At 67.5% G+C, this 19,473-nt stretch carries 16 protein-coding genes and 1 pseudogene; 4 read left to right on the top strand and 13 right to left on the bottom strand.

What is annotated here, in order from left to right:
* Positions 1-24: 24 nt before the first annotated feature.
* Positions 25-768 (top strand): 23S rRNA (guanosine(2251)-2'-O)-methyltransferase RlmB, encoded by a 744-nt coding sequence (gene rlmB / locus AC5P6A_RS00390; protein WP_019659091.1) that lies wholly within the window; start codon positions 25-27, stop codon positions 766-768.
* Between the two features lie 82 nt (positions 769-850).
* On the opposite strand, the gene AC5P6A_RS00385 is transcribed toward rlmB, so the two are convergent.
* The 3 genes and pseudogenes from AC5P6A_RS00385 to AC5P6A_RS00375 form a co-directional block, all read right to left on the bottom strand.
* Entirely contained in the window at positions 851-2,290 is a 1,440-nt protein-coding gene (locus AC5P6A_RS00385) for an efflux transporter outer membrane subunit (protein ID WP_346714697.1), read from the bottom strand.
* Positions 2,287-4,245 carry a MacB family efflux pump subunit gene (locus tag AC5P6A_RS00380; protein WP_134729469.1) on the bottom strand — a complete coding sequence of 653 codons (1,959 nt, stop codon included), beginning with the start codon at positions 4,243-4,245 and terminating at the stop codon, positions 2,287-2,289. The genes AC5P6A_RS00385 and AC5P6A_RS00380 overlap by 4 nt, the downstream gene beginning before the upstream one ends.
* Positions 4,242-5,486, bottom strand: a pseudogene (locus tag AC5P6A_RS00375) (efflux RND transporter periplasmic adaptor subunit). Before AC5P6A_RS00375 ends, AC5P6A_RS00380 begins: the two are co-directional and overlap by 4 nt.
* 204 nt (positions 5,487-5,690) lie before the next feature.
* Between AC5P6A_RS00375 and AC5P6A_RS00370 the strand changes: the two are divergent.
* From AC5P6A_RS00370 to AC5P6A_RS00360, 3 genes are all read left to right on the top strand, one after another.
* Complete coding sequence (locus AC5P6A_RS00370; protein WP_134729471.1) at positions 5,691-6,419, top strand: response regulator; 729 nt, start codon at positions 5,691-5,693, stop codon at positions 6,417-6,419.
* A gap of 6 nt (positions 6,420-6,425) precedes the next feature.
* The gene (locus AC5P6A_RS00365; RefSeq protein ID WP_495222195.1) at positions 6,426-7,832 is read left to right on the top strand and encodes an ATP-binding protein; all 1,407 of its coding nucleotides are present in this window, start codon (positions 6,426-6,428) and stop codon (positions 7,830-7,832) included.
* Positions 7,833-8,009: 177 nt separating this feature from the next.
* Positions 8,010-11,036, top strand: coding sequence for a two-component regulator propeller domain-containing protein (locus AC5P6A_RS00360; protein ID WP_180877514.1), 3,027 nt, complete (start codon positions 8,010-8,012; stop codon positions 11,034-11,036).
* A 95-nt stretch (positions 11,037-11,131) separates the two neighbouring features.
* Here the strand turns inward: AC5P6A_RS00360 and rnt are convergent, their stop codons facing one another.
* The 10 genes from rnt to pstS all read right to left on the bottom strand — a co-directional run bounded on the left by rnt (position 11,132) and on the right by pstS (position 19,306).
* Positions 11,132-11,716: a ribonuclease T gene (gene rnt, locus AC5P6A_RS00355; RefSeq protein WP_005408782.1), complete on the bottom strand. Its 585-nt coding sequence runs from the start codon at positions 11,714-11,716 to the stop codon at positions 11,132-11,134.
* 185 nt (positions 11,717-11,901) lie between these two features.
* Entirely contained in the window at positions 11,902-12,423 is a 522-nt protein-coding gene (locus tag AC5P6A_RS00350; RefSeq protein WP_021204120.1) for an HvfX family Cu-binding RiPP maturation protein, read from the bottom strand.
* Positions 12,424-12,454: 31 nt separating this feature from the next.
* The gene (locus tag AC5P6A_RS00345; protein WP_134734947.1) at positions 12,455-13,210 is read right to left on the bottom strand and encodes an HvfC family RiPP maturation protein; all 756 of its coding nucleotides are present in this window, start codon (positions 13,208-13,210) and stop codon (positions 12,455-12,457) included.
* Positions 13,203-14,078, bottom strand: coding sequence for an HvfB family MNIO-type RiPP peptide maturase (locus tag AC5P6A_RS00340; RefSeq protein ID WP_164143956.1), 876 nt, complete (start codon positions 14,076-14,078; stop codon positions 13,203-13,205). Before AC5P6A_RS00340 ends, AC5P6A_RS00345 begins: the two co-directional genes overlap by 8 nt.
* Positions 14,065-14,421: an HvfA family oxazolone/thioamide-modified RiPP metallophore gene (locus AC5P6A_RS00335; RefSeq protein WP_058979473.1), complete on the bottom strand. Its 357-nt coding sequence runs from the start codon at positions 14,419-14,421 to the stop codon at positions 14,065-14,067. Before AC5P6A_RS00335 ends, AC5P6A_RS00340 begins: the two co-directional genes overlap by 14 nt.
* A 259-nt stretch (positions 14,422-14,680) precedes the next feature.
* Positions 14,681-15,388, bottom strand: coding sequence for a phosphate signaling complex protein PhoU (phoU, locus tag AC5P6A_RS00330; protein WP_005408787.1), 708 nt, complete (start codon positions 15,386-15,388; stop codon positions 14,681-14,683).
* Between the two features lie 65 nt (positions 15,389-15,453).
* The gene (gene pstB / locus AC5P6A_RS00325) at positions 15,454-16,284 is read right to left on the bottom strand and encodes a phosphate ABC transporter ATP-binding protein PstB (RefSeq protein WP_005408788.1); all 831 of its coding nucleotides are present in this window, start codon (positions 16,282-16,284) and stop codon (positions 15,454-15,456) included.
* A gap of 19 nt (positions 16,285-16,303) precedes the next feature.
* Positions 16,304-17,167 (bottom strand): phosphate ABC transporter permease PstA, encoded by an 864-nt coding sequence (gene pstA / locus AC5P6A_RS00320; RefSeq protein ID WP_005415894.1) that lies wholly within the window; start codon positions 17,165-17,167, stop codon positions 16,304-16,306.
* The gene (pstC, locus tag AC5P6A_RS00315) at positions 17,167-18,135 is read right to left on the bottom strand and encodes a phosphate ABC transporter permease subunit PstC (protein WP_019659079.1); all 969 of its coding nucleotides are present in this window, start codon (positions 18,133-18,135) and stop codon (positions 17,167-17,169) included. Before pstC ends, pstA begins: the two co-directional genes overlap by 1 nt.
* 82 nt (positions 18,136-18,217) lie before the next feature.
* The gene (pstS, locus tag AC5P6A_RS00310; RefSeq protein ID WP_180877515.1) at positions 18,218-19,306 is read right to left on the bottom strand and encodes a phosphate ABC transporter substrate-binding protein PstS; all 1,089 of its coding nucleotides are present in this window, start codon (positions 19,304-19,306) and stop codon (positions 18,218-18,220) included.
* Positions 19,307-19,473: the final 167 nt, after the last annotated feature.

The following is a 19,473-nucleotide window of genomic DNA, read 5'->3' as shown; positions in this document are numbered from 1 at the left end:
ACCCCCTTTCCGGTCCCCGCCCGCATGAGCAAGAACAGCCAGTGGATTGTCGGCGTCAACGCCGTCGCCTCCTCCATCGAGAACGACGCCGAGAACGTCCGCGAAGTGCTGGTCGAGGCCGGTGCGAAGAACCCGCGCCTGACCGAGATCGAGGAAAACGCCCGCCGCAAGGGCATCGACGTGCGCAAGGTGAACAGCCAGGCGCTGGACGGTGTCGGCGGTTCGGTACGCCACCAGGGCGTGGCCGCGCGCTATGCCGCCGCCCGCACTTACAGCGAGAACGAGCTGGAAGGCCTGGTCACCGCAGCCGAGGGCAAGGCCCTGCTGCTGGTGCTGGACGAAGTGCAGGACCCGCACAACCTTGGCGCCTGCCTGCGCTCGGCCGCTGCGGCCGGTGCAACCGCAGTGATCATCCCCAAGGACAAGTCGGCCACGGTGAACGCGACCGTACGCAAGACTTCGGCCGGTGCCGCCGATCTGATCCCGGTGGTGGCGGTGACCAACCTGTCGCGCTGCCTGAAGGACCTGCAGAGGCAGGGCGTGTGGATCTATGGCCTGGCCGGCGAAGCCACCGCTTCGCTGTACCAGCTGGACCTGAAGGGCAACATCGCCCTGGTGCTGGGGGGCGAGGCCGATGGCCTGCGCCGCCTGACCCGCGAGAACTGCGATGGCCTGGTCAAGATCCCGATGCCGGGTGAGATCGAGAGCCTGAATGTCTCCGTCGCCGCCGGCGTCAGCCTGTTCGAGGCCGTGCGCCAGCGCGGCTGATCTGTAGAGCCGAGCCCACGCTCGGCGATCGCATACCCGATCAAGGAAGCAGCCGAGCATGGGCTCGGCTCCACAGTAGCCGCTATCCCGCGCTGCCGCCCAGCGCCTTGAACAGGGTCACATCGTTGTTCAGCTGGCCCTGCCGCGCGCGCGCCAGTGACAGCTCGGCATCGCGCCGGGTCTGCTGCGCTTCCAGCCAGGTGCGCAGGTCGGTCGCGCCCACGCGGTAACGCACTTCCTGCGCGCGTTCCACTTCCACCGCTTCGTCATACGACGCCTGCGAGGCCGCCACCTGCCGCGCCAGCTGCTCGCGTGCCGACAGCGCGTTGTCCACTTCCGAGAGCGCGGTGTACAGCGTCTTGCGGAAGTTGGCCGCGGCGATCTGGTAGGCGGTGCCGGCGATGTCGGTATCCAGCTGCGCGCGCTGCAGGTTGAGGAACGGCAGTGACAGGCCCGCGCCCAGCGTGGCCACCGGATTGCGCAGCACATTGCCTAGCGAGGTGGCGCTGGAACCGAGGCTGCCGGTCAGGCTCAACGCCGGGTAATACTGGGTTGCCGTGACCTTGATCGTCTTCAGGCTGTTGCGCAGGCGCAGCTCGGCCGCGCGCAGGTCGGGACGGCGGCCCAGCAGGTCGGCCGGCAACCCCTCGACGATGTCCGGGCTGCGTGCGCCCAGCAGGTCCTGCGGTTCGTCCTGCTGCGGCCAGGGCGTGCCATCCAGCAGTACGGTCAGTGCATTGCGCACTTCCACCCGCTGCTGTTCCAGCCCGCTCTGCGCCGAGCGCTGCGACTGCAGGTTCTGCAGCGCCTGGCGCACTTCCAGGCGCGATACCGCGCCGGCGTCGAAGCGGGCCTGCACCAGTTCGCGGGTACGTTCCAACCGCTCCAGGTTGGCCTGGCCGGTGGCGATGGACTGGTTGAGATAGGCCAGGTTCCAGTACTGGGTGATGGTGTCGCCGATCACCAGCAGCGCGGTGTTCTGCCGGTCTTCCTCGCTGGCTTCGGCTTCCCAGCGGGCGATGTCGCGCTGGGTGCGCAGGCGCCCCCACAGGTCCACTTCCCAGCCCAGCGAGACGCCGGTGGAATAGCTGCGGCGCCAGTCATCGGCCTGGTCGGTGGCGCGGCTGGCACTGCCGCTGACGCCCGATGACGAAGGCTGCGGCCACAGCGCATTGCTGGCCAGGCCGGCCTGCAGGCGTGAACGCTGCACGGCCAGGCCGGCGGCGGCCAGATCGCTGTTGGCGGCCAGCGCCTGCGCCACCAGACGGTCGAGGCGTTCATCGCCGAAGCCGGTCCACCAGGTGTCCTGCCGGATGTCGCGGCCGGGTGTATCCAGGCTGCTGCGCGGGCCGTCGGCCGGTGCATTGAGGGTGGCATCGCCACGCCCATACTGCGCCGCCACGGCCGGATCATGCACCGGATAGCGGCCGACGGAGGCGCAGCCGGACAGGGCGAGTACAACCGCACCGGCCGGCAGCAGCTGCCGGGGAGCGGGGAAGGGCAGTCGGATCATCTTCTTCATTCGCGGGCCAGGGCCTCCACCGGATCGAGTTGCGCGGCGTTGCGTGCGGGCAGGAAGCCGAACGCCACGCCGATCAAGGTCGAGCAGGCGAACGCGGCAACGATCGAGGCGGTGGAGAACAGCACCTGGAAATCGCTGGCGAAGCGGCCGATCATCGAGCCCAGCAGCAGCGCCAGGCCGATGCCGAGCACGCCGCCGAGCAGGCACACCAGCACTGCCTCGATCAGGAACTGCTGGCGGATATCACTCTGCCGTGCACCCACCGCCATGCGCACCCCGATCTCACGGGTGCGCTCGGTCACCGACACCAGCATGATGTTCATCACGCCGATGCCACCGACCAGCAGTGCGATGGCGGCGATGGCACCGATCAGCAGGGTCATCGTGCGCGTGGTCTGCTCGATGGTCTGGCGGATCTCCGCGCTGTTGCTGAGGAAGAAGTCCTCGGTGCCATGGCGCAGGGTCAGCAGGCGGGTGATTGCTTCCTGCGCCGCATCCATCGGTGTGTCGTCGTCCACGCGTACGGTGATGCTGGAGACGTGGCTCTGGCCGAGCATGCGCGACATCACCGTGGTGTACGGCACCCACACGCTGAGGCTGGTACTGCCACCGAAGCCGAAACTCTGGCGCTTGGCCACGCCGACCACGCGTGCCGGCACGTTGCCGAGCAGGATCACCTGTCCGACCGGGTCGACATCGGGGAAGAACTGGGCCTGGGTGTTCTCGTCGATCACCGCCACCTGGCCCAGGCCCTTGACTGCATCGGCATCGAAGAAGCTGCCGCTGAGCAGAGTCACGCCCTTGACCCGGAAGAACTGCTCGCCGACGCCGCTGACCTGGGCGGTCGACGACTGGTTGCGATAACGCGCGGTGACCGAGGTCGATACGCTGGGGGTGGCGCTGTCCACGTAGCTCTGCTTTGCCAGTGCATCGGCATCGCTGGCCTTGAGCGTCTGCACCCGGGCCGAGCGCATGTCGCCGAAACCACGGCCGGGATAGACGTCGATGGTGTTGGTGCCGAGCGCGCTGATGTTCTGCAGGATCTGCTGCTGCGAGCCGTTGCCCAGCGCCACCACCGACACTACCGAGGCGATGCCGATGATGATGCCGAGCATGGTCAGGAAGGTCCGCAGCCGATGGGCGTTCATCGCCAGCAGCGCCATGCGGAACGCTTCGGAGAAGCGGTCTCGGGCCGCCCGCCAGCTGTTGCCGTGGGCGGCCCCGGTACTGGCTTCGCGCTGCGCACGGTAGGCCGGCGCATTCGGGTTGGCGCGGTCGGCGATGATCTCGCCATCGCGGATCTCGATGATGCGCTGTGCGTGCTGGGCCACGCTCATGTCGTGGGTGACGATGATGATGGTGTGGCCTTCGGCATGCAGTTCGCCGAGGATCGCCATCACTTCCTCACCGGATTTCGTATCGAGCGCGCCTGTGGGTTCGTCGGCCAGGATCACCTCGCCGCCGTTCATCAGCGCGCGTGCGATCGACACGCGCTGCTGCTGGCCACCTGACAGCTGGCCGGGCTTGTGATGCATGCGGTCGCCCAGGCCCAGGCGTTGCAGCAGCTGCTCGGCACGCGCATTGCGCACTGCGCCCGGGCTGCCGGCGTACACCGCCGGCACTTCCACATTGCCGCGCGCGTCGAGGTCGCCGAGCAGGTGGTAGCGCTGGAAGATGAAACCGAAATATTCGCGGCGCAGTTCGGCCAGTTCGTCCGGCGCCATCTTTCCGGTCTCGCGGCCGGCCACCTGGTAGCTGCCGCGGGTGGGGCGGTCGAGGCAGCCGAGGATGTTCATCAGTGTCGACTTGCCCGAGCCGGACTGGCCGACGATGGCCACCATCTCGCCAGCATGGATGTCGAGATTGACGTCGCGCAGCACGGCGATCACATCATCACCGGCCGGGAACTCGCGTCGCAGGTCGCGCAGGCGCAGCAGCGGCGCCGTCGTGCTCATCGGCGCGGCCCCATGCCCGGGCCGCCGACCCGCATCTGCATGCCGCCTCGGTTCCCGCCACCGGCACCGGCACCGGCGGCGCTGGCTTCGCCGACCACCACGCGCTCGCCTTCCTTCAACCCGGACAGGATCTCGGCGGAGGCGCCATTGTTGATGCCCACCGTGACCTTGCGCGGCTGCGGCTGGCCCTTGTCGTCCAGCACCCGCACCATGCGCTCGTCGCCACGGCGCTTCGGCCCCAGCGCCACCGCCGGCACCATCAGCACGCCCTTGGCCTGCTTGAGCAGTACCGAGACCTGCGCGGTCATGTCGATGCGCAACGTGCCGTCCGGATTCTCCACGTCGAACAGCGCGTTGTAGTAGACCGCGCTGCTGGAACTGGAACTGGACGAACTGCTGGAGCTGGAGGAGCTTTCGTTGGCGATCGAGGCCGGCGCCGGATTGATCTGGCGCAGCGTGGCGTGGTACTTGCGGTCCGGGTCACCCAGCGTGGTGAAGTACACCGGCATGCCGGGCTTGATCTTGACCACGTCGGCCTCGGAGATCTCGGCATTGACGGTGACCACGTCCAGCCGCGCCAGCATCACGATGGTCGGTGCGGTCTGGTTGGCGTTCACGGTGCGGCCTTCCTCCGCCACCACCGCCACCACGGTGCCGTCCATCGGCGCGGTGATGCGGGTGTAGGCCAGGTTGGCGCGGGCGGTGCCCAGTTCTGTTTCGCGGCCCTTGATCTGCGCCTCTTAGGACTGCAGCTGGGCACGGGCGGTCTTCAACTGCGCCTCGGCGGCATCATATTCCTGGCGCGAGGTGGCTTCGGCAGCCAGCATCTGCTGCTGGCGCGCGAATTCCAGTTCGGCCTGGCGCAGGGTGGCCTGCTGCACGGCGCGCTGCGCGGTGACCTGGTCCAGCGAGGCCTGCGCGTTGAGCACCTGGTTCTGCTGGGTGGTGGCATCGATCTCGGCGATCAGGTCGCCTTCCTTCACGGTGTCGCCCAGCTGTACCTTCAGCGACTTGATCTGGCCCGAGGCCTGGGCGCCGACGCTGACCAGCTTGTAGGCGTCGATCACACCGGTGGCCTCCACTGTCTGCTCGATGTCACCACGGCTGACGGGCGCGGTCGCCACCGCCGGGACGGCCGGCTTGCGCAGCAGCCACCAGGCGGCTGCAACGACGGCAAGGGCAAGCAGGGCGACCAGTATCAGGCGACCCCGGCGGGTCGCGGGCAGCAGGCGGAACGTCACGTCGTGGCTTCACTCTCGGGGCCGCGCGGGCGGCGTTGGTGGGCATTGTGAAGACCGGGCGACAGGCGGCTCAATCCTCGGGGTATGTCTCTATGTAACACTGTCGGCAAACAGGCGTAACCACAGGTATCCCGACCATCGGTGGATACACTGGTACGCATTGCCCCGGATGCGGTTCAGCTGCCGACACGGGATGATCGCGACATGGAGACTGAAAACACGATGCATCGACTGCTGATCGTCGACGACGACAATGACATCCGCACCCTGCTGGCCGAGCAGCTCGGCCGCGCCGGCTACCAGGTGAGCATGGCGGCTGATGGCACCGCCATGCGCCAGCTGCTGGACCGTGAGCACGTGGACCTGATCGTGCTCGACCTCAACCTGCCGCGTGAGGATGGCTTGACCCTGTGCCGCGACCTGCGCGCGCGCTCGAACACGCCGGTGATCATGCTGACGGCTCGTGCCGAGCCGATTGACCGCGTGCTGGGCCTGGAGATGGGCGCCGATGACTACCTGGCCAAGCCGTTCGAGCCGCGCGAGCTGCTGGCGCGCATCCGCAATGTGCTGCGCCGGACCGAGGCGCTGCCGGCCAACCTGGAGCCATTGGCGATTCGCCGTGCGCGCTTCTCGCGCTGGGTGTTCGACCTGGAACACCGCCATCTGGTTGACCCGGACAACCGCGTGGTGGTGCTGTCCGGCGCCGAGTTCCGGCTGCTGCGGGTGTTCATTGCCCATGCCAACAAAGTGCTGTCGCGCGAGCAGCTGGTCGCGCTCAGCAGCGGGCGCAATTACGAGGCACAGGACCGTGCCATCGATCTGCAGGTCAGCCGGCTGCGCAACAAGCTGGGCGACGACGGTGGCCCGGATGGGCTGATCAAGACCGTTCGCAACGAAGGCTATGTACTGGCCTCCTCGGTGAACCTGGAATAGGCCGCGATGAAACGCCTGCGCCATTTCCTGTCCTCGATGGTCGGGCGGTTGTTCGTGATCCTGCTGCTGGGCATGAGCGTGGCCGCGATCGGCGCGACCATGCTCGCCACCTCCAAGCGGCAGCAGGAGTTCGAGCGGCAGAACCTGAACCGCATCGCCGACCGCCTGCAGGGTTACGTCAACCTGCTGGACGGCAATCCGGAACTGCGCGAGCGCCTGCTCGAGATCGGTGGGCCCAGCGTCCGCGCCCTGCAACCCGGCGCGCGCCTGGGGCGGGCCGATACAGCTCTGATGGAAGTGCTGGATGACCGGCCAGGCCCGGTCGCACGCGCGCACGTGCACTTCGCTTCATTCCGCTCCTGCATCCCCAAGCTGCAGGAACTGCTGCCGCCGCCGCCCGGGCATCGCAAGCACCCGCGCGAGCGTGATCCGGCGTTCATTCCGCCCAAGTGCCGCGCGGTGGACGTAACGCTCACCGATGGCACGCTGCTGAAGCTGGCGCTGGATTCGCCGGCGGTAGCGCACAACGGCATCCTCGCCGTTGACCCGTGGTTCCTGACCCTGCTGGTGTTGGCGATCGCGGTGCTGGCCTATATCGTCGCGCGCATTGCAAGCGCGCCGCTGCAGGAGTTGGCCGCTGCCGCCGAAGACCTGGGCGACGACCTGCAGCGCGATCCCTTGCCGCTGCGCGGGCCGCGCGAAGTGCAGCGCGCCGCCGAAGCCTTCAACGCCATGCAGCACCGGCTGCAGCGGCACCTGGCCGAGCGCACGCAGATGCTGGCAGCGATCACCCACGATCTGCAGACGCCGCTGACGCGGCTGCGGCTGCGGCTGGAGAATGTCAGCGACGAGGCCCTGCGTGAGCGCCTGATTGGCGATCTGGCCGCGATGCAGGCACTGGTGCGCGAGGGCCTGGAGCTGGCCCGCAGTGCCGAGAGTGCCGAGCAGCGTGCAGCACTGGACCTGGATTCGCTGCTGGAGAGCATTGTCGAGGACACCGCCGAAGGCGGCGCCGATGTGGTCTTCGAAGGCGGCAGCGGGGCGGTGCTGATGCTGCGCCCGCTGGCCATGCACCGCCTGTTCTCCAACCTGGTGGACAATGCGGTGATGTATGCGCAACGGGCGCGGGTACGGGTCGAGCGCAGTGGGGGTGCGATCACCGTGGTGGTGGCCGATGATGGCCCGGGCCTGGCCGAGGAGCAGCTGGAGGCGGTGTTTGATCCCTTCGTGCGGGTGGAAACCTCGCGTTCGCGCCAGACCGGCGGGGCCGGGCTGGGCTTGACCATCGCCCGCGCCCTGGCCGAGAAGGATGGGGCGCGGCTGTGGCTGCGCAACCGTGCCGAAGGCGGGCTGGAGGCGGTGGTGCAGTGGCCGGCCAGCGCCCAGGTGACGCCGCCGGGGCGCGCCGGCTGAGCCTTCGCAGCTGGCGATGGTGACGCGGTGGGCCGGCTTTGGCCTATCATCTGCCCAACTTCCCAGTTCCCCCCCGATGAGCCAGCCCGTTCCCGCCGGCATGCCGCTCCGCGCTGCCCGGCCGTTCCCGCACGCTGCCAGGCACGGCAGCCCTGCCTGGCCGCCGCCGCTGCACTGATGGCCGCACAGGGGGACATCCGGCGCTGGGCGGAGCGCCGCGGATCAGATATCGGTCGATGGCTGCGACAGGGCCTGCTGTGCCTGCTGCTGGCCCTCGCGCTGCCGGTGGCTGCGCAGGAAGGGGCGCCGCCGCTGCGCGACTATGCCATTGATGTATGGACCTCGCGCAATGGCCTGCCGCACAACTCGCTGCGTGACATCGCGCAGACCCCCGAAGGCCACCTGTGGTTCGCGACCTGGGAAGGCCTGGTGCGCTACAACGGCCTGGATTTCACCGTGTTCGACCGCAGCACCCGCCCGGGCCTGCGCGACAACGGCATCGGTGCGCTGTTCGTCGACCGCCAGGGTGGCTTGTGGATCAGTGATTCGCGCGGCAACGTCAGCCACCGTGGCAGCGATGGCCAGTGGCGCGTCTGGGAGCACCAGGCCGATACGCCGCAGGTGTTGATACAGTCCATGCAGATGGACAGCCAGGGCCGGCTGTGGCTGCTGTACGAGGGCAAGGGCATCGGCTATCTGACACCGGACAATGGCATCGTCTACCAGGCGCCGGCGGCCGACCTTCCGATGGCGATGAGTTTCACCAAGCTGGTGGTCGATGCGCAGGACCGGGTCTGGGTCGGTACGCTGGACGGGCTGGTGCTGCGCGACAACGACGGCGTGCTCAAACGCGCGCCCGCAGCCTGGGGACTGGGGGCCGGCAGTGGTCTTTCATGGCCCTACCGTGCGCCGGATGGTGCGCTGTGGATCGTCGCCGGCGAGCGCCTGTACCGGGTGGAAGATGACCAGCTGGTGCTGATGCACCGTCTGCCGGGGCAGCTGCACATGACCTCGATGCTGCAGGATCGCCATGGTGACCTGTGGCTGGGCACCGAGAACCAGGGCCTGCTGCGCATCTCCGCACATGGCCTGGAGCGGCTGCCGGCAGGCCTGAACCTGCCGGGCGGACGCGTGGTCAGCCTGCGCGAGGACGCCGAGGGCAGCATCTGGGTGGGCGCCAACGGCGGGCTGTACCGCCTGCGCGAAACGCTGTTCAGCAGTTACACCGAGCGCGATGGGCTCAGTGGCGACTATGTGCGCACCGTGTTCGAGGACCGCGACCGCCAGCTCTGGGTGGGCAGCGCCAGCGGCCTCGATCTGCAGACGGCCGACGGCCGCTTCCGTGCGATGCCCCTGCACAACCGCGGTGGCAAGGCACCTTCGGTGCTCAGCCTGGCGCAGGGACCGGGCGGTGACCTGTGGGTCGGCACGTTCGGCGATGGCGTCTACCGTCTTGGTCCCGACGGCCGGCTGCGGCACAACTACGCCGCTGCCGATGGCATGCCGGGCGGCAACATCCGCGCGATCAGCGTAGACCCGCAGGGCGTGGTCTGGGCCGGCACGCAGAAGGGCGTGGTCCGCATCGACGGCGACCGTGTGCAGGTATCAAGCATGGCGGGCATGCCCGGCGGCCTGATCACCGCGCTTGAGCACGATCATCAGGGCAACCTGTGGATCGGCACCATCGAGGGAATCCGCGTGCTGCGCGGCGACCACGTGCAGTCGATCGACCTCGCGCCGATGGGCGGTGGCCGCAGCGTGTTCGGCTTCCACCAGCTGGGCGACGCGATGTGGATCAGCAGCGACCGTGGCCTGTACCGCTGGCGGAACGGGATGCTGGCGCGGGTGGGGCTCGAGCAGGGTATGCCGGTGGACGCGGTGTTCCAGCTGGTGCCTGATCGTCTTGGCAACGTGTGGGTCAGCAGCAACCGAGGCGTGCTGCGCACCGACATGGCTACCCTGAACGCGGTGGCCGATGGCCGAGCACCCCGGGTGATGGTGGAGCGCTACAACGAGATCGACGGCATGGCCAATGCGCAGGCCAACGGCAGCTCGGGGCCTTCGGCGATCCTGCGCCAGGACGGCACGTTCTGGGTGGTGACTGCCGGTGGCCTGAGCACGGTTGATCCGCAGCGCCTGCAGCGCTTCCGCGAGCGGCCATCGCCGCCCGCCGCGATCGAGAGCGTGCAGGTGGATGGCGCGCCGGTGCATTGGGAAGGACCGGATCGCAACGCCATTCCCGGTGGCCGCCGCCTGGCGGTCAGCTATGTCGGCCTGAGCTACCTGATGTCTGACCGGATCCGTTACCGCACGCGGTTGGATGGGCTTGATGCCGGCTGGGTCGAGCGCGGCCCGCAGCGCAGCGTGGAGTTCGTCGGCCTGCCGCCGGGCGAATACACCCTGCACGTGGCGGCGGCACATCCCGGTGGCAGCTGGGGCCAGCAGGAGGCGGTGTGGAGCTTCACCGTGGAGCCGTTCTGGTGGCAGCGACGCAGCGTGCAGGTGCTGGGGGCACTGGTGCTGCTGACCGGGCTGGTGGCGCTGTACCGCTTGCTGCTGCAGCAGTTGAAGGCCAGCAACCTGCGCCTGGCACGTCGGGTGGACGAAGCAACTTTCGACCTGCAGGCCAAGACCGTGCACCTGCAGGCGTTGAACCAGGAAAAGACCGAACTGGCCGAGCGCCTGGCACGCCAGGCTGAGGCATTTGAACGGCAGGCCCGCGAGGATGCACTGACCGGCCTGCCCAATCGCCGCGCCTTCGACGAAACCCTTGCCCGCGACTTCGCCCGTTCGCAGCGCAGTGGTCATCCACTGTGCCTGGTGGTGCTGGATATCGACCACTTCAAGGACGTCAACGACCGCCACAGCCACAGCATCGGCGATGCCGTGCTGGTGCAGGTGGCGCGCTTGATCGCTGCGGCCTGCCGCGATTCGGACCTACCGGCGCGCACCGGCGGTGAAGAGTTCGCGCTGCTGCTCAACGACACCCGCCTGGAAGAGGCCGCACAGCTGTGCGCACGCCTGCGCGGCCTGTTCCATGACCACCCGGACTGGGCCGGTGTGGAAGGCCTGCGCGTGACCTTCAGCGCGGGCCTGGTGGAGCTGGATGCCGACGACCGCACCCCGGCGCTGCTGTACCAGCGCGCAGACCGCGCACTGTACCGCGCCAAGAGCGATGGCCGCGATCGTACGAGTATTGGTTGATCGGATCCAGGCGTGGCGTGGATCTACCGTGCGGTGAGTGGTGGGTGCGGACCGTTGGTCCGCACTGCGTGGATGCGGTTGCGCCGTTGGCTGCCTTACCGCGGCCAGGCGTTGGCGATGGTGCAGAACAGCCGCGCGGTCTGTTCGGTGTCATACACCGCGCTGTGTGCCTCGTTGGCATCCCAGCCCAGCCCGGCGGCCGTGGCGGCGCGCGCCAGCACGGTCTGCCCGTAGGCGATGCCGGCCAGGGTGACCGTGTCGAACACGCTGAACGGATGGAACGGGTTGCGCTTGTGACCGGTGCGGGCCACGGCGGCGTTGACGAAGCCAAGGTCGAAATGGGCGTTGTGGCCGACCAGGATCGCGCGCTGGCAGCCGTACTTCTTCATTGCTGCGCGCACCGGGGTGAAGATGTGGTCCAGTGCGGCCTTTTCTTCCTTGGCCAGCCGGAACGGATGGTCGAGGATGATGCCGGTCACTTCCAGCGACTTCGGGTCGATCTCCAGGCCTTCGGCCGGCACTACATGGGCGCTGGCGGTCTGGCCCGGGTACAGCAGGCCGTTCTCGTCCATCTCGATCGGCACTGCGGCTATTTCCAGCAGCGCGTTGCGCTGGCTGTCGAAGCCGCCGGTTTCCACATCCACCACCACCGGCAGGAAACCGCGGAAGCGTTGTGACATCGCGCGCTGCGCCTGGGATACTGCGGAATCGGGAGCGGCGGCAGGTGCGGGAATGGGGTCGGTCATGCGTGAATTCTAGCAGAGCGACCCTGAGCGCCCGGCCACGCAGCCCATGCCCGCCACCGTGGCAGAACCCGGTAGGTGCCAGCCTTGGTTGGCACGCGATGCGCCGACCAAGGTCGGATCTACCGGACCGCGGGACGTGCCGTCGTACCCGACGGATGCCACGGCCACAGCAACGCATCCACGCTCAGCCTGCCTGCGCCGGTGAAGACCAGCGGCAGCAGCATCGCCATGAACAGCACCGGCAGCTTGAAGTTGCCGTAGCCCTGGTCGCTGATCGCATACCCCATCGCGAGGTCGCCCAGCGAGTTCCATTGCATCGGCCAGTGCACGGCGTAGGTGGCCACCACGGTCAGCACCAGCAGGCTGGCAGCGGCAAAGCGGGTACCAAAACCGAACAGCAGGCAGGCTGCGCCGAGCAGTTCAAACCAGGTGGCCAGTTGCCAGTTCAGGGCAGCGGGCAGCTGGTTGAACGGAAACGGGAAGGCGTCCTGCAGATCGGCGAACCAGTTCTGGCCTTGCAGTTTCTCGCGGCCGGATTCGAAGTATTCCCAGGCCAGCAGCAGCCGCAGGCCGAGCGGGGCCAACCAGGGGGCGAGACGGTCCAGCTGGCCACGCGCGGTGGCCAGGGGCGGGAGCTTCATCGGTGCATCTCCGGGGCGGGGAAGGGAGGTGTCAGGCAGGTGCGGTCAAAGGGCCGATCACGCCGGCCCGCAGGAACTGCTGCAGCAGCGCGGCACCGGGTTCGGCCAGCGCCTGTTCGGCCAGGCCATGCGCGGCGGCCAGTTGCTTCAGATAGGCATGTCCATCGAGGCCGGGCTGCTCCCCGATGCTGGACAGCAGGTACACCGCCAGCGGGCTGAGTACGGCGAAGCGCACCTCGCCATCGGCCTCGCGACGCACCAGCAGGCCGGTCGGCTCGGCCGGCAACTGGGTAGGTGCGTCCTCGGCGCCGAGGCGGTGCACCGGCCATTGGTACAGCAGCGGCCACGCCAGCGGTGAGCGCTGCAGCGGCACCCGCAGCGGGTCGATGTCCGCTACGACCGGCAGCGGTTCGGCGTCCAGTTGGTACAGCGCGGTTTCCACCCACTCGTAGTGGGCCAGTTCGGCCAGCGCAGGGTGTGGCAGCTGCGGCTGTGCCTGCAGCCACTGCACGAATTCGGCGGCCAGTTCGGTGAACAGCGGCGTCTGGCAGCGATGGGTTGCGAAGTAGTGGCGCACCAGTCCGCTCCAGGCTGATACGCCGAGCAGGCGCACGCAGACCGGAAAGCCGTTGCTCAACAGGCCGAGCAGGTTGTTGAACAGCAGCCGCTGGTAGACCGCGACGCGCCGTGGCTCCAGCCCGCCCGGTGGCGGCACGCCCTGGGGATCTCGCAGATAGGCGGTGAATGCGTGCTGCTGCGCACGCAGCGTGGCGGGGGTATCAGCCATATGCCGCCTCCGCGTGCACGGCCTGCAGGCGGCGGATGGTCTGCAGTTCGCCGCGCAGTTCGGCATAGGGCGGGAAATTGAAATCGCGTTCGAGCAGGGTGGGGCGAGCGCCGATGCGCGCATAGGTGCGTGCCAGCAGCTCCCAGACCGGGTCGATCACCGCGCTGCCGTGGGTATCGATCTTCAGGTCCGGTGCCTCGTCCAGGTGCCCGGCCACGTGCAGGCAGACGATGCGGTCTGCGGGCAGGCCAGCGATGAACGCGTCGGCGTCGTAACCGTGGTTGCAGGCGTTGACGTAGACGTTGTTGACGTCCAGCAGCAGGTCGCAGTCGGCTTCGGCAAGCACGGCGTTGGTGAAGGCCAGTTCGTCCATCGCCGGTTCCGGTGCCAGGTAGTAGGACACGTTTTCCACCGCGATGCGGCGACCCAGCACGTCCTGCACGCGGGCGATGCGTGCGGCGGTATGGCGCACCGCTTCATCGGTGAAGGGGATCGGCAGCAGGTCGTACAGGTGGCCGTCGTCGCTGCAGTAGCTCAGGTGTTCGCTGTACAGCGGCACGCGGTGTTTTTCCAGGAACTGGCCAACATGCTCCAACAGCTGCGTATCCAGTGGCGCAGTGCCGCCCAGCGACAGGGACAGGCCGTGGCAGCTCAGCGGATGGCGCTGTGCCAGCTCGGCCAGTGCGTCACCGGCGGGGCCGCCGACATGGATCCAGTTCTCCGGCGCGCATTCGAGGAAATCGAAATCGCTAGCCGGTGCATCGCGCAGCTCCTGCAACAGCGCCCGGCGCAGCCCCAACCCGACGGCCGCCGCACGAAGCGGCGACCGCAGGTTGGCGATGCTGGCGCGGACCTCAGTGCTTGCCACCGCACTTGCCTTCGCCACACTTGCCTTCGGCGGCCTTCTTGTCGCCGGCCTGAGCCTTGGCGCCTGCTGCCGCACCGGCAGCCTTGCCCTTGTCGGCGCCGCACTTGCCTTCGGCGGACTTGCCATCTGCGCCACACTTGCCTTCTGCATGCTTGGCGGCCTCTGCGGAGGTCTTGGCTTCGGCGCCCTTGGCATCGGTGCTGGCCTTGGCAGCCTGGCCAGCCACCAGATAGCCCTGGGCGAGGTCGCTCATGCTCAGCGCCGAGGCATTGGCGGTGATGCCAAGGCCGGCGGCCAGGGCGGTAGCAGTCAGCAGGGACAGGGTCTTGTTGGAACTGCTCATCGGTCGTGCTCCTGGGTGGTGTGGGCGGGTGCCCGGGTGGCCGGCAGGGATGCCGGTGGAAACGATGGTGCAGCGATCCTACTCAACGAATCCTCGCCAAGACCTCAAATTTTCGTGAGGTTTGTTACAGAAGGGGAACACGGTTCCCGGTGGATCCACGCCATGCGTGGATGAATCGCCGGAACGCCCAGAAACAAGAAGGCCGCTGTCACCAGGACAGCGGCCACCTTGGAGTCGACTCCGGTGTTGCAGTGCAGCGTCAGGGCTGGCCGGTGCTGGAGGTCTCGTCGCGCTTCTCGCGCGGCGGCAGCGGCTGCTCCCCGTGCACCAGGAACCATACGTTTTCGGCGATGTTGGTGGCGTGGTCGCCCACGCGCTCCAGGTTCTTGGCCATGAACAGCAGGTGCGTGCACGGGGTGATGTTGCGCGGGTCTTCCATCATGTAGGTCAGCAGCTCGCGGAACAGCGCGGTGTACTGCGCGTCCAGGCGGGCGTCGTCCTCGCGCAGTTCCAGTGCGGCGTCGGCGTCGTTGTCGCGGTAGGCGGCAATGGCACGACGGACCTGCTGCGCCGCCAGGCGGCCCAGCGCACGCAGGCCCTGGATCTGCGGCAGCGGCGGCACCTTGCCCAGCGCGATCGAACGCTTGGCCACGTTCGCTGCATAGTCGCCGATGCGTTCGATGTCGGCCGGGATGCGCAGGCCAGCGAGGATTTCGCGCAGGTCGCGCGCCATCGGGCCACGCAGGGCCAGGCGCATCACGTCATGGCTGATCTGCTGCTCCAGCGCATCAATGGCTTCGTCGTTGGCGATGATGCGATGGGCGGCGTTCTCGTCGCGCTTCTCGATCACGTCCATCGACGCTTCGAGCTGGGCGACGGCCATCTCGCCCATGCGCACGATTTCGGCCACCAGGCGCTGCTGCTCTTCGTCGTAGCTCTTGACGATGTGGTCGTTGGGAAGGTTCATGGTCTGAAATCCGGGTGGAGCCAGGCCGTGCCTGGCTGGGACATGTGGCGAAGGATAAGCGTCGATCAGCCGAAGCGACCGGTGATGTAGTCCTCGGTCTGCCGCTGCGACGGCTGCGAGAAGATCACTTCGGTGCGGTCGTGCTCGATCAGGTCGCCCAGGTACATGAAGGCGGTGTAGTCGGAAACGCGCGCGGCCTGCTGCATGTTGTGGGTGACGATGACGATGGTGTACTCGTGCTTGAGCTCTTCCACCAGCTGCTCGATGCGGCTGGTCGAGATCGGATCCAGCGCCGAGGTCGGCTCGTCCAGCAGCAGCACCGACGGGCGCAGCGCCACGGCACGGGCGATGCACAGGCGCTGCTGCTGGCCACCGGACAGGCCCAGCGCGCTCTGCCCCAGCTTGTCCTTCACTTCGTCCCACAGTGCACCCTGGCGCAGTGCCTGCTCGACGCGGTCGGCCATGTCGGCCTTGCTCAGCTTCTCGTGGTGGCGGATGCCATAGGCCACGTTCTCGAAGATGGTCATCGGGAACGGCACCGGCTTCTGGAACACCATGCCGACCTTGCTGCGCAGGCGGTTCATCGGGTACTTCGGCGACAGGATGTTCTCGCCGTCCAGCAGCACTTCACCGCGCGCTTCCAGCTTCGGGTACAGCGCGTAGATGCGGTTGAAGATGCGCAGCAGGGTCGATTTGCCGCAACCGGAAGGACCGATCAGCGCGGTCACGCGCTTTTCCGGGATTTCCAGGTTGATGCCCTTCAGGGCGTGGAACTTGTCGTAGTAGAAGTCCAGTCCACGCGCAGCCAGCTTCACCGGCGACGGCGTGTGCAGGCTCTCGTGCGAGGACGGCACGGCGATGCGCTGCATCGGCACGGCGTTGGAAAGGTCGTTCATGGCGTTGTCCACGGAAAGGTCAGTCATGGGAGATACGGTTGCGCAGCAGGATGCCGCGGGCGGCAAGGCTGACCAGCAGCACGAAGACAGTCAGCACCAGGGCACCGGCCCAGGCCAGTACCTGCCAGGATTCGTACGGGCTGCCGGCGAACTGGTTCATCACCACCGGCACCGAAGCCATCGGCTGGAAGATGTTGTTGTTCCAGTACTGGTTGCCGAAGGCGGTGAACAGCAGCGGAGCGGTCTCGCCGGAGATGCGGGCCAGCGCCAGCAGGATGCCGGTGATGATGCCGGCCGAGGCACTGCGGTACAGCACCTGCACGATCACCTTCCACTGCGGGATGCCCAGCGACAGGGCCGCTTCGCGCATCTGCGAGGGCACCAGGCGCAGCATCTCGTCGGTGGTGCGCACCACCACCGGCAGCACGATGAAGGCCAGCGACAGGGCGCCGGCGAACGCCGAGAAATTGCCGCCGGTCTGCATTACATACAGCGTGTAGACGAACAGGCCCAGCACGATGGACGGCGCCGACAGCAGGATGTCGTTGACGAAGCGGACCACGGTGCCGGCCTTGCGGGCGTTGCCATACTCGGCCAGCCAGGTGCCGGCCAGCACGCCCAGCGGGGTGCCGATGCCGATGGCCAGTGCACACATCACGGCACTGCCGAAGAAGGCGTTGGCGAGGCCGCCGTCCTGCATCGGCGGTGGCGTCATCTTGGTGAACAGATCCCAGTTGATGCCGGCCAGGCCCTTGGCAGCCAGGGTGAACAGGATCCAGCCCAGGAAAAACAGGCCGAACAGGGCGGTGGCGCAGGACGCAGTGATCGCAACGACGTTGCCGATGCGGCGGCGCAGGTACAGCGAATCAGCGGTGGTGGACATCAGTTGCCCTCCTTGCGGGACAGGCGCATCAGCATCAGGCGGGCGATGGCCAGCACCACGAAGGTGACGATGAAGAGGACGAAGCCGAGCAGCAGCAGTGCCGAACGGTAGGTCTCAGTGGCTTCGCCGAAATCATTGGCGATCAGCGCAGCGATGGTGGTGCCCGGTTCCAGCAGCGACGGCGACAGGCGCACGCTGTTGCCGATCACGAAGGCCACCGCCATAGTTTCGCCCAGCGCGCGGCCCAGGCCGAGGAAGATGCCGCCGATGACCGCCGAACGGGTGTAGGGCAGGACGATGTCCCAGCTCACTTCCCACTTGGTGGAGCCCAGCGCATAGGCCGATTCCTTCAGGCGGGTCGGCACGGTCAGGAACACTTCGCGCATCACCGAGGAGATGAACGGAATGACCATGATGGCCAGCACGAAACCGGCGGTGAGCATGCCGATGCCCAGCGGCGGGCCCTGGAACATCGGGCCGATCACCGGCCATTCGCCCAGGGTCTCGTTGAGGAACGGGGTGACGTACTCGGTCATCACCGGCACCAGCACGAACAGGCCCCACATGCCGTAGATGATCGAAGGGATGCCGGCCAGCAGTTCGATGGCGGTTCCGACCGGGCCACGCAGCCAGCGCGGCGCGACTTCGGTGAGGAAGAAGGCGATGCCGAAGCTGACCGGCACGGCGATGACCATCGCGATGACGGCGGTGACCAGGGTGCCGTAGATCGGAGCCAGAGCGCCGAACTTGTTTTCGACCGGATTCCAGTCGGCGGAGAAGAAGAAGCTCAGTCCCTGCATCTGCAGGGCATGGCGACCGCCCCACAGCATCGACAGCGCGGCGCAGGCCAGGGCGATCAGGACGAAGATGACGGTGCCGACCAGCACCCATCGGAACAGTGTGTCGTTGCGGGCATCACGCGCATCACGCGTGGACGGGGCGGCTACAGGCTGGGCGATGGCATTCATGGGGACGGCTGGGCCAGGAAGGGGCGGGGCGGCACGGCGTGGAACAAGCGGTGCCCGCGCGGGGCGGGCACCGTCGAGTCCCTCACTTCAGTTCGGTCGCCCAGTAGGCCTCGATCTGCTTGACCAGTTCGGCCGGCAGCGGCACGTAGTGCAGCTCGTTGGCCTGCGCCTGGCCGTTCTCGAAGGCCCACTTGAAGAAGGCCAGGGTGTCCTGGTTGCGCTTGGCATCCTTCGGCTTCTTCTGCATCAGCATGAAGTTGGTGGCGGTGATCGGCCACGCCTGCTCGCCCGGGGCATTGGTGATGACCAGGTTGAAGTCCTTGGCGCTGGCCCAGTCGGCGCTGGCGGCCGCGGCGGCGAAGGTTTCCGCGCTCGGCTCGACCCAGTTGCCGGCCGCGTTCTGCATGGCGGTGTACGGCATGCCGTTCTGCAGCGCGTAGGCCAGTTCGACGTAGCCGATCGAGCCCTTGATCTGCTTCACATAGGAAGCGACGCCTTCATTGCCCTTGCCACCGACGCCGTCCGGCCACTGCACCGAGGTGCCTTCGCCGACCTTGCTCTTCCACTCCGGGCTGACCTTGGACAGGTAGTTGGAGAAGTTGAAGGTGGTGCCCGAACCGTCCGAACGGTGGACCAGGGTGATCTTGCCGTCTGGCAGCTTCACGCCCGGGTTGGCGGCGACGATGGCCGGGTCGTTCCAGGTCTTGACCTTGCCCAGGAAGATGTCGGCCAGCAGGGCGCCGCTCAGGCGCAGCTTGCCGGCTTCCAGGCCTTCGATGTTGACCACCGGCACCACGCCGCCGATGGCCGACGGGAACTGCGCCAGGCCGGCCTGGGCCAGCTCCTCGCTGCTCAGCGGCTTGTCGGACGAACCAAAGTCGACGGTGCCGGCCTTGATCTGGGCGATACCGCCGCCGGAGCCGATCGACTGGTAGTTGATCTTGGCGCCGGTGCTGGCGTTGTAGTCAGCCGACCACTTGGAGACCAGCGGGAAGATGAAGGACGCGCCCGCGCCGGACACTTCGGCGGTCACCTTGGCACCGGCAGCGGCGGGGGCAGCGGCAGCGTCAGTGGCCGGCTGCTGCGCGGCCTGCTTGTCGCCACCGCAGGCCGACAGGCCCAGGGCGATGGCCAGGGAAAGGGCGGCAAGGCCGGCCGAGTGCAGTTTCATGGTCACTCCATAGCGGGGAAGAGCCGACGTGGTCGGCGGATGCGGCTATGAAATGATGTTTTTGTTACAGCCGTATTACGACCATGACAGAGGTGCCCTGGATCACGTTCTGACAAGGGTTTCACAGGATTGGCGCCGATCCGGCAGGTGCCCGGAAACCCCGGATC

The organism is Stenotrophomonas sp. YJH_SMC_20, assembly GCF_059367845.1.
Note: the sequence above shows the minus strand (reverse complement) of the source record. Positions and strands in the feature narration are given on the sequence as shown.

What these genes read in the sequence shown, in the direction of transcription:
- AC5P6A_RS00350 (WP_021204120.1), bottom strand. Translation starts at nt 12,423, where the DNA reads ATGAAGCTCCCGCCCCTGGCCACCGCGCGTGGCCAGCTGGACCGTCTC.
- pstS (WP_180877515.1), bottom strand. Translation starts at nt 19,306, where the DNA reads ATGAAACTGCACTCGGCCGGCCTTGCCGCCCTTTCCCTGGCCATCGCC.
- AC5P6A_RS00370 (WP_134729471.1), top strand. Translation starts at nt 5,691, where the DNA reads ATGGAGACTGAAAACACGATGCATCGACTGCTGATCGTCGACGACGAC.
- rlmB (WP_019659091.1), top strand. Translation starts at nt 25, where the DNA reads ATGAGCAAGAACAGCCAGTGGATTGTCGGCGTCAACGCCGTCGCCTCC.
- pstB (WP_005408788.1), bottom strand. Translation starts at nt 16,284, where the DNA reads ATGAACGACCTTTCCAACGCCGTGCCGATGCAGCGCATCGCCGTGCCG.
- pstC (WP_019659079.1), bottom strand. Translation starts at nt 18,135, where the DNA reads ATGAATGCCATCGCCCAGCCTGTAGCCGCCCCGTCCACGCGTGATGCG.
- phoU (WP_005408787.1), bottom strand. Translation starts at nt 15,388, where the DNA reads ATGAACCTTCCCAACGACCACATCGTCAAGAGCTACGACGAAGAGCAG.
- AC5P6A_RS00380 (WP_134729469.1), bottom strand. Translation starts at nt 4,245, where the DNA reads ATGAGCACGACGGCGCCGCTGCTGCGCCTGCGCGACCTGCGACGCGAG.
- rnt (WP_005408782.1), bottom strand. Translation starts at nt 11,716, where the DNA reads ATGTCACAACGCTTCCGCGGTTTCCTGCCGGTGGTGGTGGATGTGGAA.
- AC5P6A_RS00345 (WP_134734947.1), bottom strand. Translation starts at nt 13,210, where the DNA reads ATGGCTGATACCCCCGCCACGCTGCGTGCGCAGCAGCACGCATTCACC.
- AC5P6A_RS00360 (WP_180877514.1), top strand. Translation starts at nt 8,010, where the DNA reads ATGGCCGCACAGGGGGACATCCGGCGCTGGGCGGAGCGCCGCGGATCA.
- AC5P6A_RS00365 (WP_495222195.1), top strand. Translation starts at nt 6,426, where the DNA reads ATGAAACGCCTGCGCCATTTCCTGTCCTCGATGGTCGGGCGGTTGTTC.
- pstA (WP_005415894.1), bottom strand. Translation starts at nt 17,167, where the DNA reads ATGTCCACCACCGCTGATTCGCTGTACCTGCGCCGCCGCATCGGCAAC.
- AC5P6A_RS00385 (WP_346714697.1), bottom strand. Translation starts at nt 2,290, where the DNA reads ATGAAGAAGATGATCCGACTGCCCTTCCCCGCTCCCCGGCAGCTGCTG.
- AC5P6A_RS00335 (WP_058979473.1), bottom strand. Translation starts at nt 14,421, where the DNA reads ATGAGCAGTTCCAACAAGACCCTGTCCCTGCTGACTGCTACCGCCCTG.